This is a genomic window from Acidobacteriota bacterium, assembly GCA_039683095.1.
Classification (GTDB): Bacteria; Acidobacteriota; Aminicenantia; order Aminicenantales; family Saccharicenantaceae; genus RBG-16-66-30.
Map to the genome: position 1 here is coordinate 454,524 of JBDKSB010000012.1, position 14,086 is coordinate 468,609.

A 14,086-nucleotide genomic window follows, 5' to 3' on the forward strand; every position below is an offset into this window, starting at 1 on the left:
CGAAGCCGCTGTGGTATAGAAGCGGGGAAGGAGCCGTCATGAGCCTGAACGAATGGGTCGGGGAATTTCCCGTCGCGGTCACGGTCTGCGACGCCGAGGGACGGATCATCGAGATGAACGGCCGGTCGCGCGAGGTCTTCGCCGCCGACGGCGGGGAGAAGCTCATCGGGGCGAACGTCCTCGACTGCCACCCCGAGCCCAGCCGGTCGAAGCTGGCCGGGATGATGGCCGACCGGAAGGCCAACGCCTACACCATCCGGAAGAACGGCCTGAAGAAGCTGATCTACCAGGCGCCCTGGTATAAGGACGGCGCCTACGCCGGATTCGTCGAGCTGTCGCTCGAGATCCCCTGGGACATGCCCCACTTCGACCGGGACAGGAGCCGATCTTAGGCTCGATCCGTCCTTCAGAGCAGCGCGGTGGTCAGGAAGGGGACGTAGGTTATCAGCAGGACGGCCGCCAGCTCGATCGCCAGATAGACCAGGACGTCCCGGTAGACGCGCGATATCGGCTCCTCGAACCTGTAGGACGCGAGGTAGAGGTTCAGGCCTACGGGCGGGGTCAGGTAGCCCAGCTCCAGGTTGGCCAGGAAGATGATGCCCAGGTGGACCGGGTGGATGTGGAAGAGGTTGCCCAGCGGGATGATGAGCGGCACGACGACGAGGATGGCCGAGTAGATGTCCATGAAGCAGCCGACGACGAGCAGGGCCAGGTTGAGCAGCAGCAGGAAGACGATCGGCGATGAGGTCGTGGCCGCGACCCAGTCGCTCAGCCGCTGGGGGATCTGGGCGTCGATGATGTAGTAGGACAGGCCGTTGGCCAGGGCCATGATGATGAGCACGCCGCCGATGATCGGCACGGCGCGCAGGAAGATCCGGGGCATGTCCCTGATCCTCAGGTCCTTCTTGATGAACGTCTCCACGATCCAGACATAGAGCAGCGTGGCCGCGGCGCTTTCCTGCAGGCTGACGATCCCCCCGAAATAGAGGCCGAAGACGAGAAGCGGCAACAGGAGCTCCCAGAAGGACTCGCGGAGGGCCGCCGCGGCCTCCCGGAGCTTCAGCGGGTGCCGCGGCAGGCCGTGCTTACAGGAATAGAAGATGCCGACGGCGATGACGGACACGACCAGGAACGCGCCCGGCAGAAAGCCCCCCACGAACATGTCCTTGATGCTCGTCCCGGCGATCACGCCGTAGATGATGACAGGCAGGCTGGGCGGGAAGAGCAGACCGATGCTGCCGGAAGCCGTCAGCAGGCCGACCGTGAAGCGCTTGGGATAGCCGGCCTTCTCGAGGATGACGGCCAGGAGGCCGCCCAGGGCCAGGATGGTCACGCCCGAAGCGCCGGTGAAAGTCGTGAAAAAAGCGCAGACGATGACGGCCATGACGGTCAGCCCGCCCGGGAACCAGCCGAACGCGGCCTGGAAGAACCGGACCATCCTCTCCCCCGCCTTGCTCTCGGACAGGAAGAAGCCGACCGCGGCGAAAAGCGGGATGGCCGGGATGGCGCTCCCGGTCAGGACGGCGTAGGCCTGGTTGGGGACGATCTCGAGCGGCGAACCGCCCTTGACGAAAAGGAGGAAGCCGATGCCGCCGAGGACGACGAAGATGGGCAGCCCGAAGAACGCCGCGGCGATGAGGACAAGGATCAGGGGACCGGCGACCCCCGTTGCCGCGGGCCGCAGGAACGCGGCCGCCGCCGCGAGCGCCGGCACGGCCTTCGCCCCGCCGGCCGTCAGCAGCTGGACGAGCGGCTCGAAGCCGAGAAGGAGCCCCAGGACGGCGGCCGCGGCCGCCGCGGCCGGACGGACGCTTTTCTTCCCGATCGCGGCGATGAACCGGACGCTCATGGCCAGGAAGCCGGCGGCCATGACCAGGACGACCAGGCGCTTCGGCAGAAGGCCGACCCGGTCCGCCGCAGTGAAGGCGTTCCGGGCGAACGACAGGGCGCTCAGTCCGAAGGCCAGGCTCAGCGCCGAGGCCAGGGCGGCGGTGACCGCGTCGGCGAGCGCCCGGACCCGCTCCGGCAGGAACATCCCCGTGGCCAGGGCCAGGTGCTTCTTCTCCCGCGAGGTAATGGCCGCGGCGACGAAGGCGGCCACGAGCACGAGATGCTCGATATAGGCGCCGGAGTTCTTGATCCCGGTGTTGAAGGCCTTGCGGGCCACGGCCTCGGCGATCAGCATGCCGGCCAGGGCGAAGACGGCCAGGACGGCGAGCGAGTCCTCGGCGGCGCGGGCGAGCCTATTGGCCATGGGTCTTGCGATAGTCCCTGACGCAGCCGACAACCTGGTCGTAGGCATCTTTGGAGAAGACCGGGCCGACGAGTCCCTGGACCGCCCGGTCGGCGGCCGTCCGCCATTTGGCCATGGCCTCGGGCGAGGGCTCGTGGACGACCAGGCCGTTGTCCTTCATCATCTTGACGGCGTCGGCCTCGAGCCGCATCGTTTCGTCGTAGAGGCCCTGCGCCGCCCGGCCGACGGCGGCCAGGAACGGCTCGCGCAGCCCGGCCGGCACGGACGCCCAGGCCTTGGCGCTGAGGATCAGCCCGCCGACGAGGGGGGCCAGGGAGGGGGAGAGCATATGCGGAGCCAGGGCGAAGAACTGGCCGGAGCCGGCGAGGAGCGCCGGAAGGTAGAGGGCCGTCACGGCGCCGCTCTGGAGCTCGACCATGAGGTCGGTGTTATCGCTGGCCACGGCCTCGTAACCCATCTTTTTCCAGACCTGCTCGATCTCCGGGAAGTCGGCCGTCACGTTGATCTTGAGCCTCTTCAGGTCGTCGGGCTCGAGGACCGGCGTCTTGGAGAAGAAGTTGACCCAGCCGGCCAGGGTCCAGAGCATCACCTTGAAGCCGTCCCGCTCGAGGGTTTCCTCGAAGGACGGCTTCAGGCGGTCGAAAACGGCGTTGAACTCCTCCCGGCTGTGGAAGAGGAAGGGGATGCAGAGGACGGTCAGGGAGTGGTCGATCTTGGCCAGTCCCATCGACGAAAAGATGCCGCCCTGGATGACGCCCAGGCGCATCTTTCGGATCATGTCCTGCTCGCTCCCGGCGATGCTGCCGGGATAGATCTTGACCTGGACGGCGCCGCCCGAGAGCGCCTCCCAGTCGTTGGCCACCTGCTGCAGGGCCTTGTCCCACGGCGAACGGCTGGGGGCGATGCTGGCGATCTTGAGGACGATAGCCCCCGAAGCGGCGGAGCCGGGCGGCGCCGGGGCGGCCGGCGCTCCGGACAGGGCCAGCGCCGCCAACGCCAGCGCGGCTGAGATCGGCCTGATCATGGCCGCTCCATTTCGATGAAGAAATCGTCGATGTGGGCCAGGAGCCAGCGGGCCTTGCGCCGGTTGAGCGTGTTGGACAGGCGGTGGGCCGGGTCGCTCTCGGGGTCGAAGGCCAGGACCCGGCCGACCAGGTCCTTGAATTCGGCGGCATTCTGCTCCTTGACGCAGACCGTCGTGGCCAGGGCCAGGAGGGACGAGGTGTCGGTCTTGCCGGCCAGGGCCTGGGCCCTGGCGAAGTGCTCGCGGGCCTTGGCCGGGTCGCCGCCGAGGTAATCGGGGAGAGAGCCGTAATAGCTGATATAGAAGGAATCGAGGGAGCCGTGGCCGTAGTCCGGTTCGAGCTCGGCGACCCGCTCGATCATGGCCCGCGTCTGGGGCACGGTCTGGCCGAGGGTCATGTCGAAGGGGTCAACCGAGAACGCGGCCAGCCAGCCGAGCGCCGTCCAGTAGAGGAGCGTCGCGTCCTCCCGGCTGAAGCGGGCCATGGCTTCCCCGTATTTCCGTTCCTTGAGCTGGGCCCGCAGGGCCGGGTTCTTCTTCTCCAGGGAGACGAAAAGGATGTCGCGGCCGCGGAGGTAGAGGTTCTTGGCCCTGGCCAGGAGATATTCCTTCGTCTCCATCTCGCTGCGGGGCGTCGTGTCGGCCGGCGTCTCGACGAAGGCGCTGGCGTACATGATGTACAGGCTGCCGGTGCGGAGGCGCAGCCCGGCGTGGTTCGGCAGGGACGCCAGGAGCGACTCGTAGAGCTTGATGGCGAAGGGCAGGGCCTGGCCGACGAGGTCGGGATCGTTGTCCGAGCTGAAGACATCGGACGAGGACGGGCCGGAGAGCATGCCGGCCACTTTCCTCAGGGCCAGCTTCTCGATGGAGCAGGCGCCGAGGAGGACGGTCAGGGCCAGGGCCACGGCGGCGGCCGCTGGCGCCGGCCGCTCCCCCGCGTTCGAAGCCCCCGGCTCGCCCGTTCGCATGGACGGCTCCTGAAACCGTTATGCTTCCTGGAACAACCCCGTTCCCAACGAAATAAGGATAGGCCCGCGGCGGTCGTTAGTCAAATGGGGGCGGGGCGGAGGACCGGGCGCCGCCCTGGGAAGGGGAACGGGGCTCAGGCCTTCGGACGCGAGGCCCGGCGGAACAGGCAATAGATCGGGATGCCGGCCAGGGCCGTGGCGATGGCCACCAGGGACTCGGCCGGCTGGCGCAGGAACGACAAGACGAGGACGGCCGCGCCGACAACGAGATAGACGGCCGGGGCGACGGGATAGCCCGGCAGCTTGACGACGCTCCGGCCGGTGCGCCTGAGCTTGAAGACGCCGAGCACGGCCAGCAGCGGGAAGATGCCGAGCGAAAAGCCCATGTAGGTCAGGAGCTGCTGGAACGTGCCGAAGAGGACCATGACGGCGGCGATCCCGCCCTGGAGGAGGATCGACCGGGTCGGGACGCCGGACTTCGGGTCGACCAAGGCGATGGACTTGAAGAAGATGCCGTCCCGGGCCATCGAGAAGTAGACGCGCGGCCCGAGGATGAGGTAGGCGCTGAGCGAAGAGAAGAGGGCGAACGAGATCAGGAGCGAGAGGACGGTCCCGGCCGACTGGCCGAAAAGGTTCCCGGCGGCCAGGCCGGCCACCGAGATGACGCCCTCCATCTGGGCCGGCGGGATGGCGTAGACGTAAAAGAGATTGAGAGCGGCGTAGAGGACCATGACCACGGCCGTCCCCAGGATGAGCGAGCGGGGCAGGTTGCGCGACGGGTCGCGGACCTCCGATCCGACGTAGGCCGAGGCGTTCCAGCCGCTGTAGGCGAACATGATCCACATCAGCGACAGGCCCAGCGTCTTTATCCCGGCGAAATCGAAGCGGAAGGGCGCCGCGGCGGCGAGGTGGGCCAAGCTTCCCCGGCCGAAGGCGAAGCCGGCGCCGACAAGGCCGACGATGAGCAGTATCTTCAGCCCGGTCAGCCCGTTCTGGACCCGGGCCCCGGCTTCGAGGCCGCGGGTGTGGATGAAGGTGAAAACGGCGATGATCATGATGGCATAGAGCTTCTTCATGATCATCGCTTCGCCCGCTCCCGGAAAGAGACCTGGCGTGAGCAGGCCGGGAAAGGCCCGGGTCAGATACTCCGAGAAGCCGATGGCCGAGGCGGCGATGGGCGCGGAGAAGCCGACGAAGAACGAGACCCAGCCGGCCATGAAGCCGAGGACGGGATGATATAGGCGGGCCAGGAAGACATACTCGCCGCCGGCGTGAGGGATGGCCGCTCCGAGCTCGCCGTAGCTCAGGGCGCCGCAGAGCGCGACCAGGCCGCCGACGAGCCAGAGGGCCAGCATGACGACGGAGTTGTGGAGGTCGCCCATCAACAGGCCCGAGGTCGTGAAGATGCCGGCCCCGATCATGTTGGCGATGACGATGTTGGTCAGGGGGAAGAGGCCGAGCTTGCGCTCCAGGCCGTTGGCGGAGGGGACGGACACGGCATCGCAGGCCTGGGTCGGAGCGCTGTTCACTTTTTTGCCTCTCTGGACGCGGAGCCTTTACTTTATCCGGGGCGCCTGTCCCTGTCAAACCTGAGGATAGGAGGTGGACAAGGTCCCTTCTTTTCTTCTAAGCGCCCGGGCCGCCGTCCGCGTTCCCGCCGGAGGTCCGCCGCCGTTTCCTGCCGAACCGGCTGGCGATCAGGGCCAGGACGAACAAGGGCCCGTAGAACGCCGCGGCGACCGAGGCGAAGCCGACGTTGCCGCCCCTGAGCAGCTGGACGCCCCAGCCGAGCTGGTCGTCGTCGACGAGGTAGGTCCAGGTCGACGACGGCCCCTTCAGGCCCGCCGCTTCGAGATCGACGGGCCCCCCGCGGGCAATGATAGGCCGGAGCGTCGTTTCGATCGCGTCCCGGATCCGGCCTTCGAGCCCCAGGAAGGCGTCCGTCGCCGCCTTCTGGTACTCCAGGAGCGGCTCCAGCCGGCCGATGGAGACGAGATGGATGCCCTCGCGGAGATCGGCCAGCCAGGCCAGGTGATCGGCCCAGACCGCGTCGATCTGGACGAGCGCCGCCCGCCGCGCCGCCCTGTCGAACGCCTCAGCGCCCAGCCTGGCCGCCCCGGCCTCGCGGAGCTCCGGCGACGTCGGGAAGGGGGCGCCCTCCGGGTCCTCCCCCGCCGGCCCGAAGGCGGCGTCCCGCCAGCCGGCGACGATGCGCCGCTGCGTTTCGGCCAGCGTCGAATAATCCCAGAGCGCGCGGCGGATGTCCAGGTTGCGGCCTTCGATGACCCTCTGGCCGTGGAGGATGTCCCGGCGCAGGAGGCCGCTCTCGACCGGCGCGTTCTGCCGCTCGAGCCCGTGGCGGGCGAAGAGCCGGCCGGCGAGGCCGTAGCGCTCGAAGACGTCGTCCTCGAGGCTGATAAAGAACCGGGACGAGCCGGGATCGCCCTGGCGCCCGGCCCGGCCTCGGAGCTGGTCGTCGATGCGCCGGCTCTCGTGGCGGTTCGTGCCGATGACGTAGAGGCCGCCCAGGGCCGCCACCCGGTCGCGTTCGCGCTCGTCGGGGCCGCCGAGCCTGATGTCCGTGCCGCGGCCGGCCATGTTGGTCGAGATGGTCAGGGCCCCGGGGGCGCCGGCCCGGGCGACGATCTCCGCCTCGGCCTCGTCGTTCTTGGCGTTGAGGACGTTGCACGCGAGCCCGGCGGCGGCGAGGGCGGCGGCCAGCTCCTCGGACTCCCTGACGCTGGCCGTGCCGACCAGGACGGGCCGGCCGGAGGCGCGGGCCCCGGCGATCTCGCGGACGAGGGCGGCGACCTTGGCGGCCTTGTGGCTGAAAACGACGTCGGCCAGGTCGCGGCGCACGCACGGCCTGTGGGGCGGGACGACGACGACGCCCATTCCGTAGAATTCCCTGAGCTCGCGCGCCGACGGCGCGGCCGTGGCCGTCATGCCGCATAGCGTCGGGTAGAGCCGGAAGAAGTGCTGCAGGGTGATCGACCCGAGGATGCGGCTCCCGGCGCCGCGGTCCACGCCTTCCTTGGCCTCGACCGCGGCCTGCAGGCCGTCGGGCCAATGGCGCTTGTCCATGACCCGGCCGGTGAACTCGTCGACGATCTCGACGCGGCCGCCGCGGACGACGTAGTCGACGTCGCGCTCGAGCAGGACCTGGGCGTGAAGCGCGCAATGGACGGCGGCCAGGAGCGTCTCGTTCCCGGCGGCGAACAGGTCGCCGCGGCCGAGGAGGGATTCGACCCGGCGGAGTCCCGCGTCCGTCGGAAAGACGCTGGCGTTCGCGGCGTCGGTCTCGAAGTCCCGGCCCCGCTCGAGGCCGCGCACGATCGAGGCCAGCCGGGACGCGTCCGCCGCGGCCGCCGCCGCGGTCCCGGAGATGACCAGCGGGATGCGCGCCTCGTCGATGAGGATGGAGTCGGCCTCGTCGAGGATGGCGGCCGCGAAGGGGCGATGAACGAGTTCGTCCGGCTCGAGCGCCAGACGGTCGCGCAGATAATCGAACCCGGCCTCCTTGGCCGTGGCGTAGGCTACATCGCAGGCGTAGGCCGTCCGCTTGGCCGGCTTGTCCTGGCCTTCCTGGACGGCCCCGACCGACAGGCCGAGGAGCCGGTAGGCCGGACCCATCCAGGCGGCGTCGCGGCGGGCCAGGTAATCGTTGAAGGTCAGGACATGGACGGGCCGGCCGGAGAGAGCGAAGAAGGCGGCGGCGAACACGGCGGCCAGGGTCTTGCCCTCGCCCGTCGGCAGCTGGGCGACGTTCCCGTCGGCCATGGCCAGGGCGGCGACGACCTGGACGTCGTGGGCGGCCAGGCCGACGGCCCGGCGGGCGGCCTCGACGGCCAGGGCGAAAGCTTCGACGCCGGCCCCGTCGAAAGCCTCCCGGGCCGGCCTTCCCCTCGCGGCCAACGGCTCCGAGAGGAGCGGGCGGAGGGCGGCCGCCCGCCTGGCGATCTCGGCGTCGGGGATGCCGGCCAGGCCTAGGCGATCGGCCAGGCCGCGCATCCTCAGGACGGTCCGCTCGTAGCCGGCCAGATCCGTTTCGACCGGACAGCCGCGGAACCTGTTGAAGGCCGCCGCGAGCCGGGCCGAAAAAGCGTGCGGCCGGCGGCCGGGTCGTGTCGGCCGCCCGGACGGGCCGGCCGTGTTGGTCTCGATCATGATGGTCCTCCTCGACAGTTCAGGGGGTCTCTCGACGCGACGCGGAGACGGACGAGGAGGTCAGCGGGGCGGGCTTCGGAGGAGGGCGGGACCGGCGGGCCGACGGAGGGCGGCGGACTCGCGGCACGGCTCGCCGCGCGGCCGGGCCGCGAGGAGGGCGCCGAAGACGAAGAAAGCGACAACGAAAGGCAGAGGCAGGAAGAGGACTGCCAGGATCAGGAACGGTACGGCGAACCGCGCGGCCAACGCTTCTCCCTTTCTTTATCTTTTGATATCTTAACTTGCCCATGCCCGTACGTCAACCGGCAAGTCCCCTCTTGACAACCGCCCTCCCCGACCTCATGCTTGAGCGATGAAACTCCCCCGAAGGGCTCCCGCCGCGGTTCGGGCCGCGGTCCTGGTCCTCGCCGTCGCCGGGCTCGCCGCGCCGCAGGATATCGTGCCCGTGTCGCCCCAAGACCGGCAGGCGCCGGCCAAACCCCTCCGGTACGAGCTGGCCGTCGTGCTCAAGCTCGTTCCCGTCCACGTCACCGACAAGAAGGGGAACCCGATCCTCGACCTGACCCGGGAGGAGTTCACGGTCGCCGACAACGGTCAGCCCGTGACCATCACGGAATTCGAGCGTCACGCCCTCTCCCCCGCCGCGGCCGCAGGCGGCGGCGACGCCGGGCCCGGGGCCGCGGTCGAACCCGCGCCGGCCTCCTCCCCGGCCGTCCGCCCGGCCGCGCGGAAGTTCTTCCTGTTCTTCGATTTCGCCTACAACAACGTCCGCGGCATCCTGAAGGCCCGGACCGCCGCCCTTCATTTCCTGGACACGGCCGTCCGGGCCGAGGACGAGGTGGCCGTCCTGACCTACTCGGCCGTCGGCGGCCTGGCCTTCCACGAATACCTGACCCCGGACCACGCCAAGGTCCGCCGGGTCGTGGAGAAGATCGGCCATGCCGACGTCAAGGGCCGGGCGACCGAGATCGAGGACTCCTACTGGCGGCTCGTCCAGGAGAGCGGCGGGTCGTTCGCCCTCGGCTTCAAGGCCGAGTCCGAGGCGAACCGCCAGGAATCGCGGGGCATGGCCCTGCAGTACATGCAGAAGATGGCCGCCCTGGCCCGGGCCCTGCGGCTGGTCGACGGGGAGAAGAGCTTCATCCTGTTCTCGACCGGCATCCCGAACTCGTTGATCTACGGTTACGCGTCGGGGAACGTCTTCAACCGGTCCGACGTCGGCCGCGCCTCCGGGGACGACGCCCTGCGGCGGCAGAACGAGGCCATGTACAGGGAGTTCGGCGCCTCGGGCTGCTCCTTCTACGCCTTCGACACGCGGGAGTCGGCCAAGGAGGCCGCCCTCTTCACCTACGACGAGGAGACCTTCGCCATGGGCAGCCGGGCCATGACCACGGCCATCGACCCCACGTTCATCTTCAAGGACGACAAGGCGACCGGCCTCAACTCGCTCAAGCGCTTCAGCGACCTGACCGGCGGGAAGTTCTATTCGAACATCAACATGTACGAGAAGAATATCGGCCAGGTCGGAGACTTGACCGGGACCTATTACGTCCTCGGGTACTCAGTCAACGAGCAGTGGAACGGCCAGTTCCACGAGGTCAAGGTCGAGGTCAGGCGCAAGGGCTGCGAGGTCCGGGCCCAGACCGGGTACTTCGATCCCAAGCCTTATGCCCAGTACTCCGACCTCGAGAAGCAGATCCATCTCTTCGACCTGGCCCTGAACGAGAGGTCCTTCTCGCGCCTGCCGGTCAGCGTGCCGATGACGGCGCTGGCTTCGGCCGCGGAAGGCGTCTCGCGCCTGGCCCTGCTGGCCCGGCTGCCGGGCGAGGTCACGGCCAGGTTCGCAGGCCGCCGTGTCGAGTTCGTGGCCCTGTTCTTCGACGCCGCCGGCGACCTCGCTGGTATCGTCCGGGAGGAGAGGGACCTGGCGCCGATGCGGGGACGGGAGATGGCCTTCGCCGCGGGATCGGCGCTCGCGCCCGGCGACTACGGCTGCCGGCTGGTCATACGGGACATGGAATCGGGCCTGAGCGCGGTGGCGTCGGCCAAGGCCGTGCTGGGCCGGCCGCAGCCGGCCGGGCTCGAGCTCGGGACGCCGCTCGTCCTCGAGGCCCGGGCCGGCTGCCCGCTCGTCTGCGCCGCGGCCGGGAAAGGCCGGGATCCGTTCCCCTGGGCCGACCTCTACGATTACGACAGCTCGATCTACGCGCCGGTGCTGGCGGGCGAGGCCCCGGCGGCCGCGGCCGGCCTGACGGTCGTCGTCCCTTGCGCCGGGCCGGGCGGCGGGACGCCGGCCGACTTGGCCGTGAAGGCCACCCTGATCGACGCCTCTAACGGACGGCAGACGCCCGTCCCCGTCACCATCTCCGGCCGGGCCCCGCGAGGGCCCCTCGAGGTCCTGACGCTGGGCCTGGCGACGGCCGGCCTCGCGCCCGGCGAGTACTATCTCCATCTGTACGCGGGAGACAAGGCCTCCGGCTCGCTCGGGCACGCGTTCACGGCGCTCTCCCTCCGCTAGCTCAAAAGGCTCTTCTCCCATCACCAGGCATCCCTCTCGCGGCGGCGATGGGCATCGCCTCGAAGATCCCCGTCCGTGGAGAGGGGACCCGCGGAGCGGGGGGAACCGGACGACTGGTTCCCGGGGGGCCGGGGAGCAAGAGGCGATACCCTGAGCCAAGCCGAAGAGAGGGACTCCCCGGAACCGGCAAAAGAACCTCTGGAAGGAGGCGTTTCTTTCGATTGAAATCTCTTCCGGTTTTTCCCATAATGGAGCGGCATTGAACACGCATCTCCGAAGCACCATGATCGCCGCGCCGGCCGGGGAGCCTGTCTGCGTTGGCTGAGTTCCTCGAGTTCCGCGGGGTCGCCAAGCGCTTCGGGGCCATCCAGGCTGTCGACGGCGTCTCCCTCGAGATCCGGAAGGGCGAGTTCTTCTCACTCCTCGGCCCGAGCGGCTGCGGCAAGACGACCATGCTGCGCCTGGCGGCCGGCTTCGAGCAGCCGGACGCTGGCCGCGTCTTTCTCGACGGCCGTGACATCACCGGCCTGCCTCCGGACAAGCGCAAGGTCAACACCATCTTCCAGAGCTACGCCCTGTTCCCCCACCTGACCGTCCGCGACAACATCGGCTTCGGCCTGGCCATCGCCAGGCGGCCGAAGAAGGAGATCCGGGCCGAGGTCGACCGGATGCTCGAGCTCATCCGCATGGCCGACCAGGCCGAGAAGAAGCCGGCCCAGCTTTCCGGCGGGCAGAAACAGCGGGTGGCCGTGGCCCGGGCCCTGGTCAACAAGCCCGACGTCCTGCTCCTCGACGAGCCGCTGGCCGCGCTCGACCTCAAGCTCCGGCAGAAGATGCTCATCGAGCTCGATCTCATCCACGACGAGGTCGGCATCACCTTCCTCTACGTCACCCACGACCAGGCCGAGGCCATGAGCCTGAGCGACCGGATCGCGGTCATGAACGGCGGCCGCATCGAGCAGACCGGCGCCCCGGCCGAGATCTACGAGTCGCCCCGGACGAGCTTCGTCGCGGCCTTCATCGGCGACACGAACTTCCTCGAGGGCCGGGTCCGCGAGTGCCTCGACGGCGAGTACTGCCGCCTGGCCATCGCCGGCCTGCCGGAGATCGTCTCGTTCAACGACAAGGCCATCCAGCCGGGACAGCCCATCTTCCTCAGCATCCGGCCGGAGAAGATCCACATCTCCCATGACCGGCCCGAGGACAAGCCCCGGCGCAACTTCGTCCCGGCCGTCGTCGAGGACGTCATCTACCTCGGCTCGAACACCAAGTACTGGGTCAGGGCGAACGGCTACCGGATCCAGGTCCTGCGGCAGCACGACCGCTATTTCCTGGACGAGAAGCCCATCCGCTGGAAGGACGAATGCTGGATCTGGTGGCACGCCGACGACGGCTTCATGCTCGACCACTTCCGCAAGGACGACGAGGGCCTGCTGGCCGTGCCGCCGCAGCGCGTCGGCGATTGAGACGATGAAGCGGCGCACGGAATGGCTGGTCAGCCTGCCGACGGTCGCCTGGCTGGGCCTGTTCGTCGTCATCCCCACCCTGCTCGTGTTCGTCATCGCCTTCCGGCCGTCCAATCCCTACGGGGGCATCGGCCGCGGCTGGACGCTGGAGACCGTACGGGCCCTGGCCGCGCCGGGCACGCTTGTCATTGCCTGGCGGACGCTCTGGATGAGCCTGCTGACGACGGCGATCTCCCTCGTCCTGGCCCTGCCGGCCGGCTACACCATCGCCCGGGCCCCGGCCCGCTGGCGGAACCGCCTCCTGCTTCTCGTCATCGTACCCTTCTGGACGAGCTTCCTCGTCCGCGTCTTCGCCTGGCGGTCGCTCCTCCACCCCGACGGGCCGGTCAAGAGGGCCCTGGCGGCGCTCGGCCTCGTCGGGCCGCAGGCGACCCTGCTCTACCATCCGGCGGCGGTCGTCCTGGTCATGGTCTACACCTTCCTGCCATTCACCATCCTGCCGATCTACGCCGCCGCGGAGAAGTTCGATTTCCGGCTGGTCGAGGCCGCCCGGGATCTCGGGGCCCGGCCGTTTCAGGCCTTCCGCAAGGTCTTCCTGCCGGGCATCCGGCGGGGCGTCGTGACCGCAGTGCTCGTCGTCTTCGTCCCGGCCCTGGGCTCGTACATCATCCCCGACCTCGTCGGCGGCCCGTCCAGCGAGATGATAGGCAACAAGATCGCCCAGCGGGTCTTCAGCGACCGCAACCTGCCCCTGGCCAGCGCCGTCTCGGCCGTCCTGGTCCTGGCCGTGCTGGCCCCGCTCGCGGCCATCCTCGCCCTCCAGCGCAAGGGCAAGAAGTCCGACATCGTCATCGGGGAGGCGCCGTGAAGCGAAGCCGCTTCCCGATCGCCGTCACGGCGCTCGTCCTGGCCTTCCTCTACCTGCCGATCCTCATCCTGGTCGCCAACTCCTTCAACCCGGCCCGCTTCTCCAGCCGCTGGGAGGGTTTCTCGCTCGTCTGGTACGCCCGGCTCTTCCACTCGCCCGAGATCTGGGAGGCGGTGCGGAACACGCTGATCATCGCGGTGTCGGCCACCGCGGTCTCCGTCACGCTGGGGACGATGGCCGCCTACGCTCTCCACCGCTGGGCCGCGAGCCGGCTGCAGCGCCTCCATTACACCCTGATCTACCAGCCCCTGGTCGTGCCCGAGATCCTGATGGGCATCAGCCTGCTCATGGCCTTCGTCGCCGTCGGCCTGCCGCTGGGCCTGTTCACGATCTTCCTGGCCCATGTCACCTTTTGCGTCAGCTACGTGGCCATGACCGTGCTCGGCCGGCTCCAGGACTTCGATTTCTCGGTCATCGAGGCCGCCCGCGACCTCGGGGCCAGCCCCTGGCAGGCCGCGCGGCGGGTCCTGCTGCCGCTGCTCATGCCGGGGATCGTTTCCGGGGCGCTGCTGGCTTTCACCCTGTCGGTCGACGATTTCGTCGTCACCTTTTTCGTCGCCGGCCCGGGCTCGACGACACTGCCGCTCCGCATCTACAGCATGATCAAGTACGGCGCGCCGCCCATGATCAACGCCCTGTCGACGCTGCTCCTGGCGGTGACGCTGACGGCCGTTCTCCTGAGCCAGCGCCTGGCCTCCCGCCGCTCCTGAAGGGCGCCCTCGTCGAGTCTTGAAAAGCCGCCCGAAAGGGACTATAACGGG

General features: G+C 69.0%; 11 protein-coding genes. 5 read left to right on the forward strand and 6 right to left on the reverse strand.

The genetic code is table 11. The annotated features are described in order from the left end of the window. Nucleotides 1–38: 38 nt before the first annotated feature. Nucleotides 39–392, forward strand: a complete 354-nt coding sequence (locus ABFD52_09910; GenBank protein MEN6561077.1) for a PAS domain-containing protein — start codon at nucleotides 39–41, stop codon at nucleotides 390–392. A 14-nt stretch (nucleotides 393–406) separates the two neighbouring features. On the opposite strand, the gene ABFD52_09915 is transcribed toward ABFD52_09910, so the two are convergent. From ABFD52_09915 to ABFD52_09940, 6 genes are all read right to left on the reverse strand, one after another. Next, nucleotides 407–2,254: a TRAP transporter large permease subunit gene (locus ABFD52_09915; protein MEN6561078.1), complete on the reverse strand. Its 1,848-nt coding sequence runs from the start codon at nucleotides 2,252–2,254 to the stop codon at nucleotides 407–409. Then, nucleotides 2,244–3,278 (reverse strand): TRAP transporter substrate-binding protein DctP, encoded by a 1,035-nt coding sequence (dctP, locus tag ABFD52_09920; GenBank protein MEN6561079.1) that lies wholly within the window; start codon nucleotides 3,276–3,278, stop codon nucleotides 2,244–2,246. The genes ABFD52_09915 and dctP overlap by 11 nt, the downstream gene beginning before the upstream one ends. After that, nucleotides 3,275–4,246 (reverse strand): TRAP transporter TatT component family protein, encoded by a 972-nt coding sequence (locus tag ABFD52_09925; GenBank protein MEN6561080.1) that lies wholly within the window; start codon nucleotides 4,244–4,246, stop codon nucleotides 3,275–3,277. The genes dctP and ABFD52_09925 overlap by 4 nt, the downstream gene beginning before the upstream one ends. A gap of 134 nt (nucleotides 4,247–4,380) precedes the next feature. Continuing rightward, nucleotides 4,381–5,775 carry an amino acid permease gene (locus ABFD52_09930; protein ID MEN6561081.1) on the reverse strand — a complete coding sequence of 465 codons (1,395 nt, stop codon included), beginning with the start codon at nucleotides 5,773–5,775 and terminating at the stop codon, nucleotides 4,381–4,383. A gap of 97 nt (nucleotides 5,776–5,872) precedes the next feature. Next, nucleotides 5,873–8,413 (reverse strand): accessory Sec system translocase SecA2, encoded by a 2,541-nt coding sequence (secA2, locus tag ABFD52_09935; protein ID MEN6561082.1) that lies wholly within the window; start codon nucleotides 8,411–8,413, stop codon nucleotides 5,873–5,875. A gap of 60 nt (nucleotides 8,414–8,473) precedes the next feature. Next, nucleotides 8,474–8,659, reverse strand: a complete 186-nt coding sequence (locus ABFD52_09940) for a hypothetical protein (protein ID MEN6561083.1) — start codon at nucleotides 8,657–8,659, stop codon at nucleotides 8,474–8,476. A gap of 106 nt (nucleotides 8,660–8,765) precedes the next feature. Here ABFD52_09940 and ABFD52_09945 point away from each other — a divergent pair, with 106 nt between their 5' ends. The 4 genes from ABFD52_09945 (at nucleotide 8,766) to ABFD52_09960 (ending at nucleotide 14,035) form a co-directional block, all read left to right on the forward strand. Beyond that, nucleotides 8,766–10,931 (forward strand): VWA domain-containing protein, encoded by a 2,166-nt coding sequence (locus ABFD52_09945; GenBank protein ID MEN6561084.1) that lies wholly within the window; start codon nucleotides 8,766–8,768, stop codon nucleotides 10,929–10,931. Nucleotides 10,932–11,248: 317 nt separating this feature from the next. Beyond that, nucleotides 11,249–12,397 carry an ABC transporter ATP-binding protein gene (locus ABFD52_09950; protein MEN6561085.1) on the forward strand — a complete coding sequence of 383 codons (1,149 nt, stop codon included), beginning with the start codon at nucleotides 11,249–11,251 and terminating at the stop codon, nucleotides 12,395–12,397. A 4-nt stretch (nucleotides 12,398–12,401) separates the two neighbouring features. Then, nucleotides 12,402–13,265: an ABC transporter permease gene (locus tag ABFD52_09955; protein ID MEN6561086.1), complete on the forward strand. Its 864-nt coding sequence runs from the start codon at nucleotides 12,402–12,404 to the stop codon at nucleotides 13,263–13,265. Continuing rightward, nucleotides 13,262–14,035, forward strand: a complete 774-nt coding sequence (locus ABFD52_09960; GenBank protein MEN6561087.1) for an ABC transporter permease subunit — start codon at nucleotides 13,262–13,264, stop codon at nucleotides 14,033–14,035. The genes ABFD52_09955 and ABFD52_09960 overlap by 4 nt, the downstream gene beginning before the upstream one ends. Nucleotides 14,036–14,086 lie beyond the last annotated feature (51 nt).

Bases quoted from the DNA above. Each gene is read 5' to 3' on its own strand.
- secA2 (MEN6561082.1), bottom strand. From the start codon at position 8,413: ATGATCGAGACCAACACGGCCGGCCCGTCCGGGCGGCCGACACGACCC.
- ABFD52_09945 (MEN6561084.1), top strand. From the start codon at position 8,766: ATGAAACTCCCCCGAAGGGCTCCCGCCGCGGTTCGGGCCGCGGTCCTG.
- ABFD52_09955 (MEN6561086.1), top strand. From the start codon at position 12,402: ATGAAGCGGCGCACGGAATGGCTGGTCAGCCTGCCGACGGTCGCCTGG.
- ABFD52_09915 (MEN6561078.1), bottom strand. From the start codon at position 2,254: ATGGCCAATAGGCTCGCCCGCGCCGCCGAGGACTCGCTCGCCGTCCTG.
- ABFD52_09925 (MEN6561080.1), bottom strand. From the start codon at position 4,246: ATGCGAACGGGCGAGCCGGGGGCTTCGAACGCGGGGGAGCGGCCGGCG.
- dctP (MEN6561079.1), bottom strand. From the start codon at position 3,278: ATGATCAGGCCGATCTCAGCCGCGCTGGCGTTGGCGGCGCTGGCCCTG.
- ABFD52_09910 (MEN6561077.1), top strand. From the start codon at position 39: ATGAGCCTGAACGAATGGGTCGGGGAATTTCCCGTCGCGGTCACGGTC.